The organism is Nonomuraea sp. NPDC001636 (assembly GCF_040298265.1).
GTDB lineage: Bacteria > Actinomycetota > Actinomycetes > Streptosporangiales > Streptosporangiaceae > Nonomuraea.
Window position 1 is genome coordinate 80,750 of the sequence record NZ_JBEOZT010000026.1, and the last position, 15,888, is coordinate 96,637.

General features: G+C 71.4%; 16 protein-coding genes. 11 read left to right on the top strand and 5 right to left on the bottom strand.

The genetic code is table 11. The annotated features are described in order from the left end of the window. Positions 1-25 precede the first annotated feature (25 nt). The 4 genes from ABT158_RS37715 to ABT158_RS37730 all read left to right on the top strand — a co-directional run bounded on the left by ABT158_RS37715 (position 26) and on the right by ABT158_RS37730 (position 4,973). A complete protein-coding gene (locus ABT158_RS37715; RefSeq protein ID WP_352361921.1) occupies positions 26-1,777 on the top strand; it encodes an acetyl/propionyl/methylcrotonyl-CoA carboxylase subunit alpha in 1,752 nt (583 codons plus the stop codon). Between the two features lie 100 nt (positions 1,778-1,877). Beyond that, positions 1,878-3,287 (top strand): hypothetical protein, encoded by a 1,410-nt coding sequence (locus ABT158_RS37720; protein WP_502911602.1) that lies wholly within the window; start codon positions 1,878-1,880, stop codon positions 3,285-3,287. Positions 3,288-3,390: 103 nt separating this feature from the next. Continuing rightward, the gene (locus ABT158_RS37725) at positions 3,391-3,888 is read left to right on the top strand and encodes a SigE family RNA polymerase sigma factor (protein ID WP_352361925.1); all 498 of its coding nucleotides are present in this window, start codon (positions 3,391-3,393) and stop codon (positions 3,886-3,888) included. Beyond that, complete coding sequence (locus tag ABT158_RS37730; protein ID WP_352361927.1) at positions 3,885-4,973, top strand: CU044_5270 family protein; 1,089 nt, start codon at positions 3,885-3,887, stop codon at positions 4,971-4,973. The genes ABT158_RS37725 and ABT158_RS37730 overlap by 4 nt, the downstream gene beginning before the upstream one ends. A gap of 10 nt (positions 4,974-4,983) precedes the next feature. Here the strand turns inward: ABT158_RS37730 and ABT158_RS37735 are convergent, their stop codons facing one another. From ABT158_RS37735 to ABT158_RS37750, 4 genes are all read right to left on the bottom strand, one after another. Next, positions 4,984-5,997, bottom strand: coding sequence for a CU044_5270 family protein (locus ABT158_RS37735; RefSeq protein WP_352361929.1), 1,014 nt, complete (start codon positions 5,995-5,997; stop codon positions 4,984-4,986). Next, positions 5,987-6,688: an RNA polymerase sigma factor gene (locus tag ABT158_RS37740; protein ID WP_352361931.1), complete on the bottom strand. Its 702-nt coding sequence runs from the start codon at positions 6,686-6,688 to the stop codon at positions 5,987-5,989. The genes ABT158_RS37735 and ABT158_RS37740 overlap by 11 nt, the downstream gene beginning before the upstream one ends. A 165-nt stretch (positions 6,689-6,853) precedes the next feature. Next, positions 6,854-7,060 carry a DUF397 domain-containing protein gene (locus tag ABT158_RS37745; RefSeq protein WP_352361933.1) on the bottom strand — a complete coding sequence of 69 codons (207 nt, stop codon included), beginning with the start codon at positions 7,058-7,060 and terminating at the stop codon, positions 6,854-6,856. Then, positions 7,048-7,863 carry a helix-turn-helix domain-containing protein gene (locus ABT158_RS37750; protein WP_352361935.1) on the bottom strand — a complete coding sequence of 272 codons (816 nt, stop codon included), beginning with the start codon at positions 7,861-7,863 and terminating at the stop codon, positions 7,048-7,050. Before ABT158_RS37750 ends, ABT158_RS37745 begins: the two co-directional genes overlap by 13 nt. Positions 7,864-8,071: 208 nt before the next feature. Between ABT158_RS37750 and ABT158_RS37755 the strand changes: the two genes are divergently transcribed. After that, entirely contained in the window at positions 8,072-8,527 is a 456-nt protein-coding gene (locus ABT158_RS37755) for an ATP-binding protein (RefSeq protein WP_352361937.1), read from the top strand. On the opposite strand, the gene ABT158_RS37760 is transcribed toward ABT158_RS37755, so the two are convergent. Continuing rightward, the gene (locus tag ABT158_RS37760) at positions 8,496-9,095 is read right to left on the bottom strand and encodes a dihydrofolate reductase family protein (protein ID WP_352361939.1); all 600 of its coding nucleotides are present in this window, start codon (positions 9,093-9,095) and stop codon (positions 8,496-8,498) included. The genes ABT158_RS37755 and ABT158_RS37760 overlap by 32 nt on opposite strands. A gap of 179 nt (positions 9,096-9,274) precedes the next feature. Here ABT158_RS37760 and ABT158_RS37765 point away from each other — a divergent pair, with 179 nt between their 5' ends. The 6 genes from ABT158_RS37765 (at position 9,275) to ABT158_RS37790 (ending at position 15,883) form a co-directional block, all read left to right on the top strand. Beyond that, positions 9,275-10,525, top strand: coding sequence for a 6-phospho-beta-glucosidase (locus tag ABT158_RS37765; RefSeq protein WP_352361941.1), 1,251 nt, complete (start codon positions 9,275-9,277; stop codon positions 10,523-10,525). Beyond that, positions 10,519-11,496, top strand: a complete 978-nt coding sequence (locus tag ABT158_RS37770) for an N-acetylglucosamine kinase (protein WP_352361943.1) — start codon at positions 10,519-10,521, stop codon at positions 11,494-11,496. The genes ABT158_RS37765 and ABT158_RS37770 overlap by 7 nt, the downstream gene beginning before the upstream one ends. 112 nt (positions 11,497-11,608) lie before the next feature. Continuing rightward, on the top strand, positions 11,609-13,036 hold the full coding sequence (gene ngcE, locus ABT158_RS37775; RefSeq protein ID WP_352361945.1) for an N-acetylglucosamine/diacetylchitobiose ABC transporter substrate-binding protein: 1,428 nt from the start codon (positions 11,609-11,611) through the stop codon (positions 13,034-13,036). Between the two features lie 3 nt (positions 13,037-13,039). Then, the gene (locus ABT158_RS37780; protein ID WP_352361947.1) at positions 13,040-13,921 is read left to right on the top strand and encodes a carbohydrate ABC transporter permease; all 882 of its coding nucleotides are present in this window, start codon (positions 13,040-13,042) and stop codon (positions 13,919-13,921) included. Between the two features lies 1 nt (position 13,922). Then, the gene (locus ABT158_RS37785) at positions 13,923-14,744 is read left to right on the top strand and encodes a carbohydrate ABC transporter permease (protein WP_352361949.1); all 822 of its coding nucleotides are present in this window, start codon (positions 13,923-13,925) and stop codon (positions 14,742-14,744) included. A 2-nt stretch (positions 14,745-14,746) separates the two neighbouring features. Further along, the gene (locus ABT158_RS37790) at positions 14,747-15,883 is read left to right on the top strand and encodes an ROK family transcriptional regulator (RefSeq protein WP_352361951.1); all 1,137 of its coding nucleotides are present in this window, start codon (positions 14,747-14,749) and stop codon (positions 15,881-15,883) included. The last annotated feature ends 5 nt before the right edge of the window (positions 15,884-15,888 follow it).

A 15,888-nucleotide genomic window follows, 5' to 3' on the forward strand; every position in this document is an offset into this window, starting at 1 on the left:
GACCACGAGGAAGGGACGAAGGTCGGTGCGGAAGGTTCTGATCGCCAATCGCGGCGAGATCGCCGTACGGGTTGCCCGCGCGTGCACGGACGCGGGGATCGGCAGCGTGGCCGTCTACGCCGACCAGGACATCGACGCCCTGCACGTCAGGGTGGCCGACGAGGCGTACGCGCTAGGCGGGCAGTCGCCCGCCGAGACCTACCTCGACATCGCCAAGCTGCTCGACGTCGCCGCGCGCGCCGGCGCCGACGCCGTCCATCCGGGCTACGGCTTCCTGGCCGAGAACGCCTCGTTCGCGCAGGCCGTCATCGACGCCGGCCTCACCTGGATCGGGCCGCCCCCGGCCGCCATCGCCGCGCTGGGCGACAAGGTGCAGGCCAGGCACATCGCGCAGAAGGTCGGCGCGCCGCTGGTGGCCGGCACCAAGGACCCGGTCTCCGGCGCCGAGGAGGTCGTGGCGTTCGCCGAGCAGCACGGGCTGCCGATCGCGATCAAGGCCGCGTACGGCGGCGGCGGCCGCGGCATCAAGGTCGCGCGCAGGCTGGAGGAGGTCGCCGAGCTGTACGAGTCCGCCGTGCGCGAGGCCGTGGCCGCCTTCGGCAGGGGCGAGTGCTTCGTCGAGCGTTACCTCGACCGTCCCCGGCACGTCGAGACCCAGTGCCTGGCCGACCGCGCGGGCAACGTGGTCGTGGTCAGCACCCGCGACTGCTCGCTTCAGCGCCGCCACCAGAAGCTGGTGGAGGAGGCGCCCGCGCCGTTCCTGTCGCCGGAGCAGATCCACATCCTCTACACCAGCTCCAAGGCCATCCTGAAGGAGGCCGGCTACGTCGGCGCCGGCACCTGCGAGTTCCTCGTCGGCCAGGACGGCACGATCTCCTTCCTGGAGGTCAACACCCGCCTGCAGGTCGAGCACCCGGTGAGCGAGGAGGTCGCGGGCGTCGACCTGGTGCGCGAGATGTTCCGGATCGCCGACGGCGAGCTCCTGGGCTACGACGACCCGGCCCTGCGCGGCCACTCGATCGAGTTCCGGATCAACGCCGAGGACGCCGGCCGCAACTTCCTGCCCGCCCCCGGCACGCTGACCGCCATGCGCACCCCGGCCGGGCCCGGCGTCCGCCTCGACTCGGGCTACGAGGCCGGGATGACGGTGCCGCAGACGTTCGACTCGCTGGTGGCCAAGCTGATCGTGACCGGGCGCACCCGTCACGAGGCCCTCGACCGGGCCCGGCGGGCGCTGGCCGAGTTCGAGATCGACGGCATGCCGACCGTGCTGCCCTTCCACCGGGCGGTCGTGACCGACCCGGCGTTCACGTCCGAGCCGTTCGCCGTGCACACGCGGTGGATCGAGACCGAGTGGGACAACCCCGTCGAACCGTACGCGGGCGAGGTGGCCGCGGCTGCGGCCGCCCCGGCGGTGCGCGAGACGGTGACGGTCGAGGTCGGCGGCAAGCGTCTTGAGGTGGTGCTCCCGGCCGGGCTGGGCATGGCCGGGCCCGCGCCCGCCGCGGCCAAGGCGCCGCGCCGCGCCGGCGGCGCGCGCAAGCACGCGACGGCCGGCGGCGCCGCGCTGGTCAGCCCGATGCAGGGCACGATCGTCAAGGTCGTCGCGAACGACGGCGACGTGGTGAGCGAGGGCGACACGGTCGTGGTGCTGGAGGCCATGAAGATGGAGCAGCCGCTGACGGCACACAAGTCGGGCACCGTCACGGGCCTGTCGGCCGCCGTCGGCCAGACCGTCACGTCGGGCGCCACGATCTGCGAGATCAAGGACGCCTGAGCCCGCTCCCCCTGTGCCTGCGCGCCGTCGCGGGCAGGTAACGTGCCCAGTGAGGAACTTTGCCGACCGCCCGTTCGTCCTCATGGGCGAAGGAGGCTTGCTGCCAATGACCCATTCGCTGCGCCGAGCAGGGGCCGCGATCGCGGCTCTGATCGCCGGGCTGTTCGTCGTTCTCACGCTGTCCCCTGCCGCCAACGCGGCGGCGGCGCCACCTGACGCACAGACTGTGGTGCAAAACTGGAAGAAGGCCCCGCTCTACGTGGTGTCGGGCTCCCCCTTGAGCTCCAGCCAGCAGAGTGACATCAACGACGCGCTGAAGGACGCCGACAGCAAGATCTACGCTGTCGCGCTGCCCGACGGCACCTTTGACAACTCCACCGTGGGGCCGTACCTGTCGTCGCTGGGCAAGGCGCTGGTCGAGGCCGGCCGTCCCCGCGTGACGGTGGTGGTGTTCGACGGCGAGACGATGTTCGCCGGGTCCAACGCCCTGCGGAACAACCTCGCCGGCCAGCTGGTCAAGCTCTCGGTGGACGCCAACTCGGGCGACATCGTCGCGGGCGTGAAGGACTTCGCGAACCGGGTCGACGCGGCCGGCAAGAACGACCGCAGCGGCGCCCTCAGCCCCAGCAGCCAGGCCAACCCCGGCGCCGGCGGCCAGTTCGCGCTGGTGGCCCTGCTCGGCCTGCTGGTGGTCGGCGGTGGCGGCTACTTCCTCTACTCCAAGAACAAGAAGAAGAAGCGCGCCATCCAGGAGGCCAAGGACCTCGCCGCGGTCAAGCAGACCGTGGAGGAGGACGTCACCAAGCTGGGTGAGGAGATCACCGAGCTCGACACCGACGTCACCCTCGCCGGCCAGGGCGGCGGGCACATCACCGAGTGGCAGCAGGCGCTCGACTCCTACGAGAAGGCCAAGGTCCAGCTCAACGCGGTCCAGCGGCCCGACCAGGTCCGCGAGGTCACCCAGACCCTTGAGGACGGCCGTTACGCGCTGGCCGTGGTGAAGGCCAAGGTCAACAACCAGCCGATCCCCGAGCGGCGCGCCCCCTGCTTCTTCAACCCGCAGCACGGCCCGTCGGTCCGTGACGTGCGCTGGGCCCCGGCCGGCGGCGCGGTGCGCGACGTGCCGGCCTGCGCGATGGACGCCGAGGCCGTCGAGCGCGGCTTCGACCCGCAGATGCGCGAGGTCATGGTCGACGGTCACCGTCGCCCCTACTACGACGCGGGCCCGGCCTACCAGCCGTACGCCTACGGCTACTACGGCGGCTTCGGCGACATCATGACCGGCATGTTCATCGGCACGATGATGGGCAGCATGTTCCACGGCGGCTGGGGCGGCGGCGGCTACGGCGCCGGCTACGCCGAGGGCTACCAGGACGGCGGCGGCGGCGACCTCGGCGGCGGTGACTTCGGTGGCGGCGGCGACTTCGGCGGCGGAGGCGGCGGCTGGGGCGACTTCGGTGGCGGCGGCGGCGACTTCGGCGGCGGTGACTTCGGCGGCGGCGACTGGTAAACCCCTGCGCCGACCCTGACGGGCGCGCCCTCCCTTTCCGGGGGGCGCGCCCTTTTCGCGGTCCGGTGTCAACCTTCGCGGCCTGCTTCCGCGTTGAGGCCATGTGAGTGATCCATCCGACGACGCCTCCTACGCCGCCTTCGTGGCGGCGGCCTGGGACAGGCACATGGCCGTCGCCGTGCTGCTCTCCGGTGACCGGCACCGGGGCGAGGAGCTGCTGCAGGACTGCCTGGTGCGGCTGTACGTCCATTGGCGGCGGGTGCGGTCCGCCGACCCGCACGCCTACCTGCGGCGCATGCTCGCCAACGGCAACGTCAGCCGGTGGCGGCGGCGACGGCGGGAGGTGCCGACCGCCAGTCCGCCCGAGCACACCGATTTCCGCCAGCAGCTCCACGAGCCGCACGAGGACCTGCGTCGCGCCCTGCTCTCCCTGTCGCCCAGGCAACGGGCGGTGGTGGTGCTGCGGCATTACGAGGACCTGACGGAGAAGACGGTCGCGGCCGTCCTCGGCTGCTCGGTCGGCGCCGTCAAGAGCCAGCACTCCAGAGCGATGGCGCGCCTGCGCACGGCTCTGCGCGAAGATCAGGAGGCAGCACGATGAAGGACGACCAGGAACTCCTGGCGCGGGCACTGCGTGATCTCGCCCGGCGCGAGGGGCCCGCGCCCACGCCCCCGCCGGTGCCCGCGCTGGTGCGACGAGGGCGCCGGGCCAGGCGGCTCCGCACCGCGACGCGGGCCGCGGCGGGCGCGCTGCTCGCCTCGGCGGCCGCCGTCGTGATCCTCGGCGGCACCGGAATCGGCCCCGGGGTAGGCCCTGGGGTCGGCACTGCGGGCGCGCCGCCGAGCGCCGGTCCGGCCGGTACGCCGGCGTCCTCGGAAGGAGCGCGCCAGGCGCTGGACGCGCGGTCCGTGCTGCTGGCCGCGGCCGAGTCCGCCAGGCACGGGCCCGCCGCCGCCGGCCGGTACTGGCACGTTCGCGCGCGCACCACCGAGCCGGTACGCCAACCGCAGGCGAAGAACCCGCCGTTCGCGGCCAGGGTGACGCACACCCAGGACACCTGGTACGCGGCCCGCCCGGGTGCGCCCAGCCGGACCGTGACCGGCCAGGACCCGAAGGTCACCTTCGCCTCCCCCGAGGACGAGGCTCGATGGCGGCGGCTCGGCTCCCCCGACCTGAGCGGGGGAAAGCCGTCGAGCAACGACTACGCCATGCAGCTCCACTTCCTGATCGGCAGCCACCGCTACACGCTCCGCCAGCTGCTCGCGCTCCCGGCCGACGAGGAGCGGCTGGCGGGCCTGCTGCGGCGGCTGTTCGACGAGGAGAGGTCCGGCGACTGGTGGCCCGGCAGGCCGACGTTCACCTCCTATGTGTGGACGACGGCGCAGGACCTGCTCGCCGGTCCCATCAGCCCGGGAACCCGGTCGTCCCTGTATCGGCTGCTCGCCGGGCAGCCCGCGATCAGGTCGCTGGGCGAGGTCACCGACCCGCTGGGCCGCACCGGCGTCGCCCTGACGCTGACCCCGCCGGGCAGCGGTGAGGGGGCGGGCGAGTCGCGCCTGGTCGTGGACGTCGCGACGGCGCGGTTGCTGGCCTACGAGCTCCGCTCGCCGGGGCGGTCCGAGCCGCTGATCCGGACCACGTACGAGCAGACGGGCTGGGTCGACCGCCTGGGCGCACGTCCGTAGCGGCCTGCGGTCAGGGGAGCCGGCCTGGTTCGTCCACCACGCCCGCCGCCAGGTCGGCGCTCGCGTAGAAGGTGCCCTTGCGGGCCGTCACCTCGCCGCCGAGGACCTCGTCCTGGAGGTTGTCCACGCGCCTGCCGAGGAAACGGTAGGTCTCGGCGTCCAGCACCAGGTACGACCGCGAGACGATCCGGCCCTGCGCGTCCCGCATCGGCCCTCCGGGGACGGAAGCGGCGGGCTCGTAGGCGACGCCGATCCCCGCCCGGCCCGCCGCGTCCCGTACGCCGAGGTCCACCCGCACTCCGGGCAGCTCGGCGAGCGCGCGGAAGATGGCGGCCTCGACCCGCGGCGGCATGGGGACGCCCGCGTCGAGGTAGACCGACAACACGCGGAACGCCCGCGCGTCCGGCTGCTCGGCGTCCGCGCCCTTCGGCAGGGTCGACCAGTGCCGGTCGCCCCTGACGTGGTCCAGCAGCGCGGCGGGGTCGGTGGGCAGGCGGGCGAACTTGGCCGCGTACTGCCGGGGTGTCAGGTCGTCGTCGTCCGGCTCGGGGGTGATGTCCTGGAATTCCAGGGGGCCGCCGTTCTGGCTGAGGGCCTGGCGGGTGCCGTCGTACCGGGTCCAGTACTCCTGGACCGTGCCTCGCTCCTCGGAGGGCTGCTTGACCAGGTCCTTCCGGTACAACCACTGGTCGGGCCGCGGCTCGTGCTGCCGGCGGCGTCCCTCGGCCACCAGGGCGGCTTGACGCAGCACCGTCTCGGCCCGTACCGGCATGGTGGTCACGGAGCCCGGCGGGGCCGGGGCCGGGGTGTGGGAACCGTTCACCGCCACGACGACGGCGGCGGCGGCCGTCGCGGCGGCCAGCAGCGACGGCGCCGCCCAGAACCGGCGCCGCTTCCGGGCCGGGGCCGGGGCCTCAGCCTGGGCCGGGGCGAGGGCTCGGGCGCGCACGGCACGCAGGCGGCCGGCGTCGGGTTCGGGGGCGTCCGCGCGCAGCTCGCGCAGGAGCGTGAGGTCATCGTCCACGGCCGGGATCCTCCTCGTCGGTGTCGTGGATGGCTGAGCGCGCGGCGTCGCGGGCGGCCGGCGGGGCGGCGTCGTGGGTGGCTGAGCGCGCGGCGTCGTGGATGGCCGGAGGTGTGGCGTCGTGGAGGGCTGACGGGTCGATGCCGCCCAGGGCCGCCCGGGTCTTCCTCCTGGCGCGGTGCAGGCGCGACCGCACGGTCCCGATCGGGACGCCGAGCGCGCGGGCGACCTCCTCGTAACTGAGGTCCGCCCAGGCGATCATCAGCAGCACCTCGCGGTCCTGCGGCGACAGCGTCGCGAGCGCCCCCGCCAGCTCGCGGTGCGCCGCCCCGGCCGACACGCGGGCCGCCACCCGGTCGGCGTAGCTCTCGGCCACCGCGTCATGGCCCGTCCTGGCCAGGGCGCGGTAGGCCCTGATCTCGGTACGGCGGTGTTTGCCGATCAGGTTGGCGGCGATGCCGTACAGCCAGGGGCGGGCGTCGCGGTGGGCGGTGTCGTAGCGGGCGAGACGGCGGAAGGCGTCCAGGAACGTCTCGGCCACGATGTCGTCGGCCAGCGAATCGCCCAGGCGGCGGGTGACGTATCTGTGGAGCGCGGGGGCGTGCCGGTCGTACAACGCCGAGAAGGCGCCGGGGTCGCTGCGGGCACGTCTGATCACCTCCGCGTCGTCCACCTCGGTGTCCTGCGTCAAACTCTCGACTCCGTTCTTCGGACTGAACACCCCCTTTCACCCGATGGGTCGGATCCGGTTCTCGTATGGTCCCTGCAGAGGCTTCCGCCGATGAGCGCGCTTCGCGCGACGCGGGGCTCAGGCTGCGCCCATGTGGGGAGCCCTCGGCGCACACAACGCCTGCTCTCAGATGTCGAACTCGCCCTGGTTGGCGCCGTGCAGGAACGCCTTCCACTCCTCAGGAGTGAAGATCAGCGCCGGGCCCTGCGGGTTCTTGCTGTCACGGACGGCGACGATCCCCGGGAGGTTGGTCGCGACCTCGACACACTGACCGTTGTCGCCGCTGGCGCTGGATTTACGCCATTCCGCTGCGCCGAGGTCTACTGGGTCCATTTTTTGATCGCATCCTCAATCGCCCGTGGTGAGACGTTCTTCGGCTGTGCGTCCGCTCTGATGGTGTCATACCGCCGCTTGAGGCTCATGACCGCTTCGTGATCTCCGGTGACCTGACCGGAGAGGACCGAGTCGGCGGAGACCACCTCGGAACCGTCCCGCAGCCGTGCCAGTGCGAACGCGCTCATTGTTCCGGCCACACAACCGGCGGCGACGGGCACCAGTTGAATGGTGATGTGGGGATGGCAGGTGAGCTCCAGCAGGTAGCGGAGCTGTTCCGCGAGGATTTCCGGCCCTCCGATCGGGCGGTGCAGCACCCCTTCGTCGATGAGGGCGAGAAAGGCCGGAGGGCTGTTGCCGTCGAAGATTCTCATGCGCTGTATGCGGGCTTGGACCCGCTCTTCGACCCGATCCGGCGGGGTGGCGGTGGAGAAGATGGCACGGGCATAACCGGCGGTCTGCAAGATGCCGGGGATCAACAGCGGATCCCAGGATTGCAGGATGACGGCTTGCGGTTCGATCTCCTCCACCCACCGTGCGAACCAGCCCAGAGCGGGTGACTGAGAGATCCGCTCGTGGAGGGCGGCGAAATGACCGTCGGTGTCGAGCGCCTTGTCCGCCTCAAGCGCGAATTCCAGGGTGGGGACCCGTCTGCCTTTCTCGACATGACTGACGAGTGATTCGTGGCAGTGCATGCGTAGCGCAAGCGCAAACTGTGTCATTCGAGCCGCTTTACGTCGTTCCGCGAGATCACGGGCGAAACGCGCTCTGGGCGACAACTGGTCGCCGCCATCTAGGGCCATTGCACCTCCGCAGGTCAGGGGCAGGGGGATTGTCTTCCGGAAGGCAACTGCGACGCCCTTCCGACAATCAATACAGGAAAGGCGTCGCGCCTTGTCGGACGGGTTTCGCGAGGCATGAGAACTGCGGGCGCCCGCGACCCTTCATGCTGGATTCAGGCGACGGCACTGTTGTCGCAAGAAACGCTCGGATTCGCTTCGAAGGGAATTCATGTCACTTCTCCAGACCGTCTCCAGATGGAAAGGCATAACGCTGGAGCGCGGTGACCGCGCTTCCGGAGAAAGCAGGCGGGTGATTCGGCGCTGGCTGGACGACGTGGACCCGCTGGTTCTGGACGATGCGCTGACGATCGTCTCGGAACTGGTCACCAACGCGGTCAGGCATGTGCCACCGGGCCCCGGACGTGACTGGGTCACGGTGCTGCTCGGGATCGGGGACGCATTCGTACGGCTCGAAGTGGTCGATCCCGGGACGGCTGAGCGAGAGCCGCGCTTCGCCGCTCTGGACCCGGGATCTTTACAGGAATCAGGTCGCGGCCTCGGCCTGGTGGCCGCGCTGTCGGTCAGGAGCGGCACGCACATTGCCGGACCGCACGGCCACCGTGTCGTATGGGCCGACCTGGATTGGACCGCGCCTAGCGGACCACCCGGTACGTCAGGTGCGTGACCAGGGCGGTGCCCGTGGGCGGGGCCGCGGGGGTGAGGGTGATGTCGCCGGCGTCGGCCAGGAGGCGTTCGCCGCGGCCGAGGATCACCGGCGCGACGTGCAGGCGCAGCTCGTCGATGAGCCCGGCGGCCAGGTACTGGTTGACGGTGGCGGCGCCGCCGGCGATGGCGATGTCGCGGTCCCCCGCCGCCTCCTGCGCCATGGCGAAGGCGGCCTCGATGCCGTCCGTGACGAAGTGGAACGTCGTGCCGCCCTTCATGGGCAGCGGCTCGCGCGGGTGGTGGGTGAGGACGAACACCGGCGCGTGGTACGGCGGCTCCTCCCCCCACCAGCCGGTCCAGTTCGGGTCGAAGGCGCCGCGGCCGGGGTCGAACATGTTGCGGCCCATGATGAACGCCCCGGCCGCCGTGATGGCCTCGATGACCTCGGCGTGCTTCTCGGGCTCCGCGAACATCCACTCGTGCAGCCGGTCGCCCACGCCGTCGCCGAACGGCTGCTCCAGGCTCTGGTTCGGCCCCGCCACGTAGCCGTCGACGGACATCCCCATGTCGCACGTGACCTTGCTCATCCTGATTCGTCTCCTGTGGTCCGTGGCGCCCGTCCGGCGCCTTCACCAGGGAGTCGGAGCCGATGCCGGGCTCTCTACACGGTGAGCGGAAATTTCCTGGAACGGGGTGGGAGGAGTCGAATCGGAGGAGGTCGGGTAGGTTCGGCGGTTAGGAAAGTTTCCTAATTGAGGAGTTGCACATGAGACTCGCCGTGATCGGGGGCGGTTCGACGTACACCCCCGAGCTCATCGACGGCTTCGCCAGGCTGCGCGACGAGCTGCCGCTCACCGAGATCGCGCTGATCGACCCGGACGCCACGCGGCTCGACCTGGTGGCGGGCGTGTCCCGCAGGATGTTGCGCAGGGCCGGGCACCCGGCGAAGGTGATCGCCACCGCCGACGTGGCCGCGGGCGTGGCGGGCGCGGACGCCGTGCTCTTCCAGCTCAGGGTGGGCGGCCAGGCCGCGCGGAACGTGGACGAGACGCTGCCGCTGGAGTGCGGCTGCGTCGGCCAGGAGACGACGGGCGCGGGCGGGCTCGCCAAGGCCCTGCGCACGGTCCCGGTCGTGCTCGACCTGGCCGAGCAGGTCCGCGCCCATGCCCCCGACGCCTGGATCGTCGACTTCACCAACCCGGTCGGCATCGTCGCCAGGGCGCTGCTGGACGCCGGGCACCGCGCGATCGGCCTGTGCAACGTGGCCATCGGGTTCCAGCGCCGCTTCGCCCGGCACCTCGGCGTGCCGCCGGAGCGGGTCGCGCTCGGGCACGTCGGGCTCAACCACCTGACGTGGGAGCGGTCGGTCGTGGTCGACGGCGTGGACGTGCTGCCGCGGCTGCTCGCCGAGCACGGGCAGGAGCTGGCCGACGACATCGGCCTGCCGGTCGGGCTGCTGCGCCGGCTCCAGGTGGTCCCGTCCTACTACCTGCGCTACTTCTACGCCCATGACCTGGTGGTGAGCGAGCAGCGGGCCAAGCCGTCGCGCGCGGCCGAGGTCGCGGCGATGGAGCGGCAGCTGCTGGAGCTGTACGCGGACCCGGCCGTGGACACCAAGCCGGACCTGCTGGACAAGCGGGGCGGTGCCTACTACTCCGAGGCCGCCGTCGCGCTGATCGCCTCGCTGCTCGGCGACCGGGGCGACGTCCAGGTGGTCAACACCCGCAACGACGGGACGCTGCCGTTCCTGCGCGACGAGGCGGTCATCGAGGTCCCGGCCAGGGTCTCGGCGTCCGGGGCCGCGCCGCTGCCGGTCGATCCGGTGGAGCCGCTGTACGCGGGCCTGATCGCGAACGTCTCCGCGTACGAGGAACTGGCGCTCGACGCGGCGCTGCACGGCGGCGCGGACCGGGTGCGCAACGCCTTGCTGGCCCATCCGCTGATCGGCCAGGAGGCCGTCGCGGACGAGCTGACCGGCCTGCTGCTGGCGGCGAACGAGCGGTACCTGCCATGGTGATCATCGCCGTGGACGCGGGCAACAGCAAGACGCACGTCGTCGTGCTCTCGGGCGACGGCACGATCCTGGCCCAGGGCGACGGCGGGCCGTTCGAGCCTCAGACCGTCGGCGTGCCGGCGGCCGTGGACGTCGTGGAGGAGGCCGTGCGGCGGGCGCTCGGACCGGCGGCCGCTCCCCCGTACGCCGACCAGCTCTACGCCTACCTGGCCGGGGCCGACCTGCCGGTGGAGGAGGAGGCGCTGGCGGCCGAGTTCCGCGCCCGCGGGATGGCGGCCGACGTCGTCGTGGGCAACGACAGTTTCGCGCTGCTGCGTTCGGGGGCGTCCGGGCCCAGCGGCGTCGCGGTGGTGTGCGGCGCGGGCATCAACGCGGTCGGCGTCTCGCCCACGGGCGGGGTGGCCCGCTTCCCCGCGCTCGGCCGGATCAGCGGCGACTGGGGCGGGGGCGGCGGCCTGGCCGAGGAGGCGTTGTGGCACGCCATCCGCGCCGAGGACGGCCGGGGCGCGCCGACCGCGCTCGCCGGCCTGATCAAGGAGCACTTCGGCACGCGGACGGTCGAGGAGGTGGTGCTCGGGGTGCATTTCGGGCAGATCGAGCGGCATCACCTGACCGCGCTCGCCCCCAAGGTGTTCGAGGCCGCAGCGTCGGCTGACGCGATCGCGTTGGAGCTGGTCACCCGGCTGGCCGACGAGATCGTGGTGATGGCCGAGGTGTGCCTGCGCCGCCTGGACCTGCTGGAGACGCCGACGGAGGTCGTGCTGGGCGGCGGCGTGCTGCACGCGCGCATCCCGCTGCTGGTCGCGATGCTGGAGGAGCGGTTCGCCGTACGGGCTCCGCTGGCCAAGCAGGTGATCCCGGACCAGCCGCCGATCGTCGGGGCGGCGCTGAACGGCCTGGACCGCATCGGGGCCCCCGAGGAGGCCAAGGCTCACCTTCGAGCACAGTTCCAGAAGGTCCGGGCAGGGTCCTGAGGATCCGAGCGCAGTTCTAGAGAGGTATTGACGCACGTGGAGCGGTAAGTCTAGAGTCAGCCGCCAACCGTCTGGAAGGTATCCGGACGGTTGGCGGTCAAGGAGGCCCCCCATGTCCACCAACCCCAGCCGACGTGAGGTTCTTCGACGTATCGGACTCACCGCCCTGACGGCGGGCCCCGGCGCAGGGCTGCTCGCCGCGTGCGCCACGGGCCGCTCCGCCGCTCCGGTCGCCTCCACCTCGGCCGCGCCCACCTCTGCCGCCAACCCCCTCGGCGTGGACGCCGCCAGGCAGCTGGAAGTCGTGATCTTCAGCGGCGGCAACGGCGACGGCTACGCGACCGACCTGCACGAGGCCCTCTACAGCAAGGCGTACAAGACCGCCAAGATCAAGCACGTGCCCACCCAGAAGGTCGGCACGCAGCTGCGCCCCCGCTTCATCAGCGGCGACGCGCCCGACGTGGTCAACAACTCCGGCCCCGACGCCCTCGACCTGCAGTCGCTCGTCGCCGAGGGGCACCTCGCCGACCTGACGCCGCTGTTCGAGGCCCCCTCCCTGGCAGACCCGGCCAAGAAGGTGCGCGACACCCTGGTCGGCGGCGTCTACGAGAACTCGCTGATCGACGGCGTGCCGCGGGTGCTGCAGTACACGGTCGCCCACCGCGCCCTGTGGTACAACGCCAAGCTGTTCGACCAGCGCGGCTGGCAGGCGCCGAAGACGTGGGCGGAGTTCAACGCCCTCGGCGAGGAGGCCAAGAAGGCGGGCATCGCGCTGTTCGCCTACCCGGGCCAGGTCGGCCCGTTCTACCAGCTCTGGAATCTGGTCTACAGCGCCGCCAAGATCGGCGGCAACAAGGTGATCGTCGACATCGACAACCTCGCCGACGGCGCCTGGCAGGCCGAGCCCGTACGGCAGGCCGTCGCGGCGTGGGCGCAGGTGCAGCGCGACTTCGGCGACAAGGCGTACTTCGGGCTCGACCACACCCAGACGCAGGTCAAGCACCTGCAGGACAAGGTGCTGTTCTACCCCTGCGGCTCCTGGCTGGAGAACGAGATGGCCAAGGACCGGCCGGCCTCGTTCGAGTACGCGATCGCCCCGGTGCCCAGCATCACCGCCGCCGACGCGATGCCGTACGAGGCCATCATGATCGGGGTGAGCGAGGCGTTCTTCGTGGCGGCCAAGGGCAAGAACCCGCAGGGCGGCCTGGAGTACCTGCGCCTGATGTTGTCGCGGGAGGGCGCGCGCGGCTACACCGAGCTGACCAAGAACCTCACCGTCGTCAACGGCGTGGTGGACGGCCTCGACCTGACCTCGGCCGTGCGCAGCGCGGCCAAGGCCCAGGAGGCGGCCGGCACGAACATCATCACCGACGCCCGCTTCGAGGGCTGGTACAAGGAGCTGTTCGACCACGGGCAGGTCCAGACCAACTCGGTGATGTCCGGACGCATCACCCCCGAGCAGTTCTGCGCGAACATGCAGAAGAAGGCCGACGAGCTCAAGGCGGACTCGGCGATCGCCAAGCAGACCAGGAGCGTCTGAGCGATGAGGCGGCACGGCTTCGTCGCGGGCTTCCTCGCCCTGCCCGTGGTCCTCTACGCGGTGTTCGTGATCAGCCCGTACGTCCAGGCGTTCCAGATCGCGCTGACCGACTGGCGCGGGGTGTCGGCGAACCTGAACTTCGTCGGCCTGGACAACTTCCGGCGGATGCTCGGCAACGACACGTTCTGGCAGGCGGTCCGCAACCACGCGATCCTGCTGGTCACGCTGCCGGTGGCGACCATCGCGCTCGCGCTGGTCTTCGCCTACCTGCTCGGCGACTCGGCGGGCACGCCGGGGGCCCGGTTCTACCGGGTGATCTTCTTCCTGCCGCAGGTGCTGGCGGTCGCGGTGGTCGGGGTGCTGTTCAAGGCCGTCTACCGGCCGGACGCGAGCGGCGTGCTGAACGGCGCGCTGGCGAAGCTGGGCGTCGAGCCGGTCGGCTGGCTGACGGACCAGAACCTGGCGCTGTGGTCGATCATCGCGGTGATGGTGTGGCAGGCGGTCGGCTTCTACGTCGTGCTGTTCTCGGCCGGGATGGCGGCCATTCCGAAGGACGTGTTCGAGGCGGCCGCCCTCGACGGCGCCGGGCGGCTGCGCACGTTCTTCTCCATCACGCTGCCCCTGGTGTGGGACACCGTCCAGGTGGCCTGGGTCTATCTGGGGATCGCCGCGTTCGACGGGTTCGCGCTGGTCAACGTCCTGTCGGTGGAGCAGGGCGGGCCGGACGGCGCGACCACCGTGCTGGCCACGGAGATCTACAAGAACGCCTTCTCCTACTCCCGGTTCGGCTACGCCTCGGCCATGGGCGTGGCGCTGTTCTTCCTGACCCTCACCTTCGCCGCGCTGACGTTGCGCGTGACCCGCCGCCAGAAGGTCGTCTACTGAAATGTTCCGAAAAATCAGCATCCACGCTGTTCTTGGCCTCTGGGCGCTGCTCATCATCGCCCCGCTGCTGTGGACCCTGCTGGCCTCGTTCAAGAGCAACGCCGAGATCTTCGGCGACGCCCTGCAACTGCCCGGCGAGCTGCGCTGGGACAACTGGGCACGGGCCTGGGAGCGGGCCAACATCGGTCGCTACCTGCTCAACACGGTCATCGTCGTCTTCTTCGGCGTGGCCGGGACGATGCTGCTCAGCTCGATGGCCGCGTACGTGCTGGCCCGCTACCGCTTCCCGGGCAACCGGCTGGTCTACTTCCTGTTCGTCTCCGGCATGGCCTTCCCGGTCTTCCTGGCGCTCGTGCCGCTGTTCTTCGTGGTGGACGGGCTCGGGCTGCTCAACAGCCACGTCGGCCTGGTCCTGGTCTACATCGCCTATTCGCTGCCGTTCACGGTGTTCTTCCTGACGTCCTTCTTCAGGGCGCTGCCGGACGCGGTGGCCGAGGCGGCGATGATCGACGGGGCCTCGCACACCCGCACGTTCTTCCAGGTCATGCTGCCCATGGCCCGCCCGGCGCTGGTCAGCCTGACCATCTTCAACGTGCTCGGCCAGTGGAACCAGTACCTCATCCCGCTGGTCCTGCTGCCCGGCGACAAGAGCCTGTGGGTCATCACCCAGGGCGTGGCCGACATCTCCACCATCGCCGGGTACGAGGCCGACTGGCCCGGACTGTTCGCCGCGCTCAGCATGACGGTGCTTCCCGTCGTGCTGATCTATATCGTCTTCCAGCGACATATCCAGTCCGGGCTGACCTCAGGAGCGCTGAAGTAGGAATGTCTTCAGGAAACCCCACCGTCTTCCGCACGCTCAACGAGCGCGCCGCGCTCACCCTGCTCCTTGAGCACGGCGGCCTCACCCGCGCCGAGCTGGAACTGCACACGGGCCTGTCCAAGGCGTCGGCGGCCGAGGTGCTGCGCAGGCTGGAGAACAGCGGGCTGGCCAGGAAGGCCGGACTCAAGCCGGGCAACGCCGGGCCGGCCGCGCAGATGTGGCAGCTCGACGGCTCGGCCGCGCGCGTCGCGGGGGTCGATCTCACCACGAGCTCGATCGAGGTGTCGGTCGCCGACCTGACCGGCCGGGTGCTCGGCACCCATCGCGCCGAGGCGACCGGCGACGCCCGGCGGCTGCTGGCCGAGACGGTCGCCGCGGCCGGCTTCGACCTGGACCGGCTCGACCAGGTCGTGGTGGGCGTGCCGGGAGTGGTGGAGGCCGACGGCCGGCGGCTGCGGCAGGCCGTCCAGTTGTCGGGCTGGTCCGGCCTGGACGACCTGCCGGGGAACGTGCGCCTGGAGAACGACGTCAACCTGGTCGCCATCCGCGAGCTCCAGGAGCACGACGACAGCAGTTTCGTGCTGTTCTGGGTGGGCGGCGGGGTCGGCGCGGGAGTCGTGCTCGACGGCGCGCTGTGGCGGGGCGTCACCGGGCGCGGCGGCGAGGTCGGCTCGGTCATCGTGCCCGACCCGGTCACCACCGGCCGCCGCTACGGGCAGGACGGCGGGCCGCTCGGCGCGCTGCTCGGCGCCGAGCCGCTGGCCGCGCTGGCGCAGGCGCACGGCCTGCCCGGCGACCCCACGCTCACCGCCGTGAGCCGCACGCTGGCCGAGGCCCCCCAGGGCTTCCTCGACGACGCCGCCGCGCGGGTGGCGCTCGGCGTGACGGCCGCGATCGGGGTGCTGGACCCGGGCCTGGTCGTGCTGGCCGGCCCGCTGTGCGTCGCGGGAGGCGAGCCGCTCAGGGCGCGGGTCGCCGACCGTCTGGCCTCGACGCCGCTGGTGCCGGTGACCGTCGCCCTCAGCGCCGTGAACGGCAACGCCGTGCTCGGCGGCGCTCTCAGCTACGCCCTGGACCTGACCCGCGAGCGGGTCTTCCAAGCCGGTACGGCCGGTCGTACCGGTGAATCCAACCCCTAAGGACG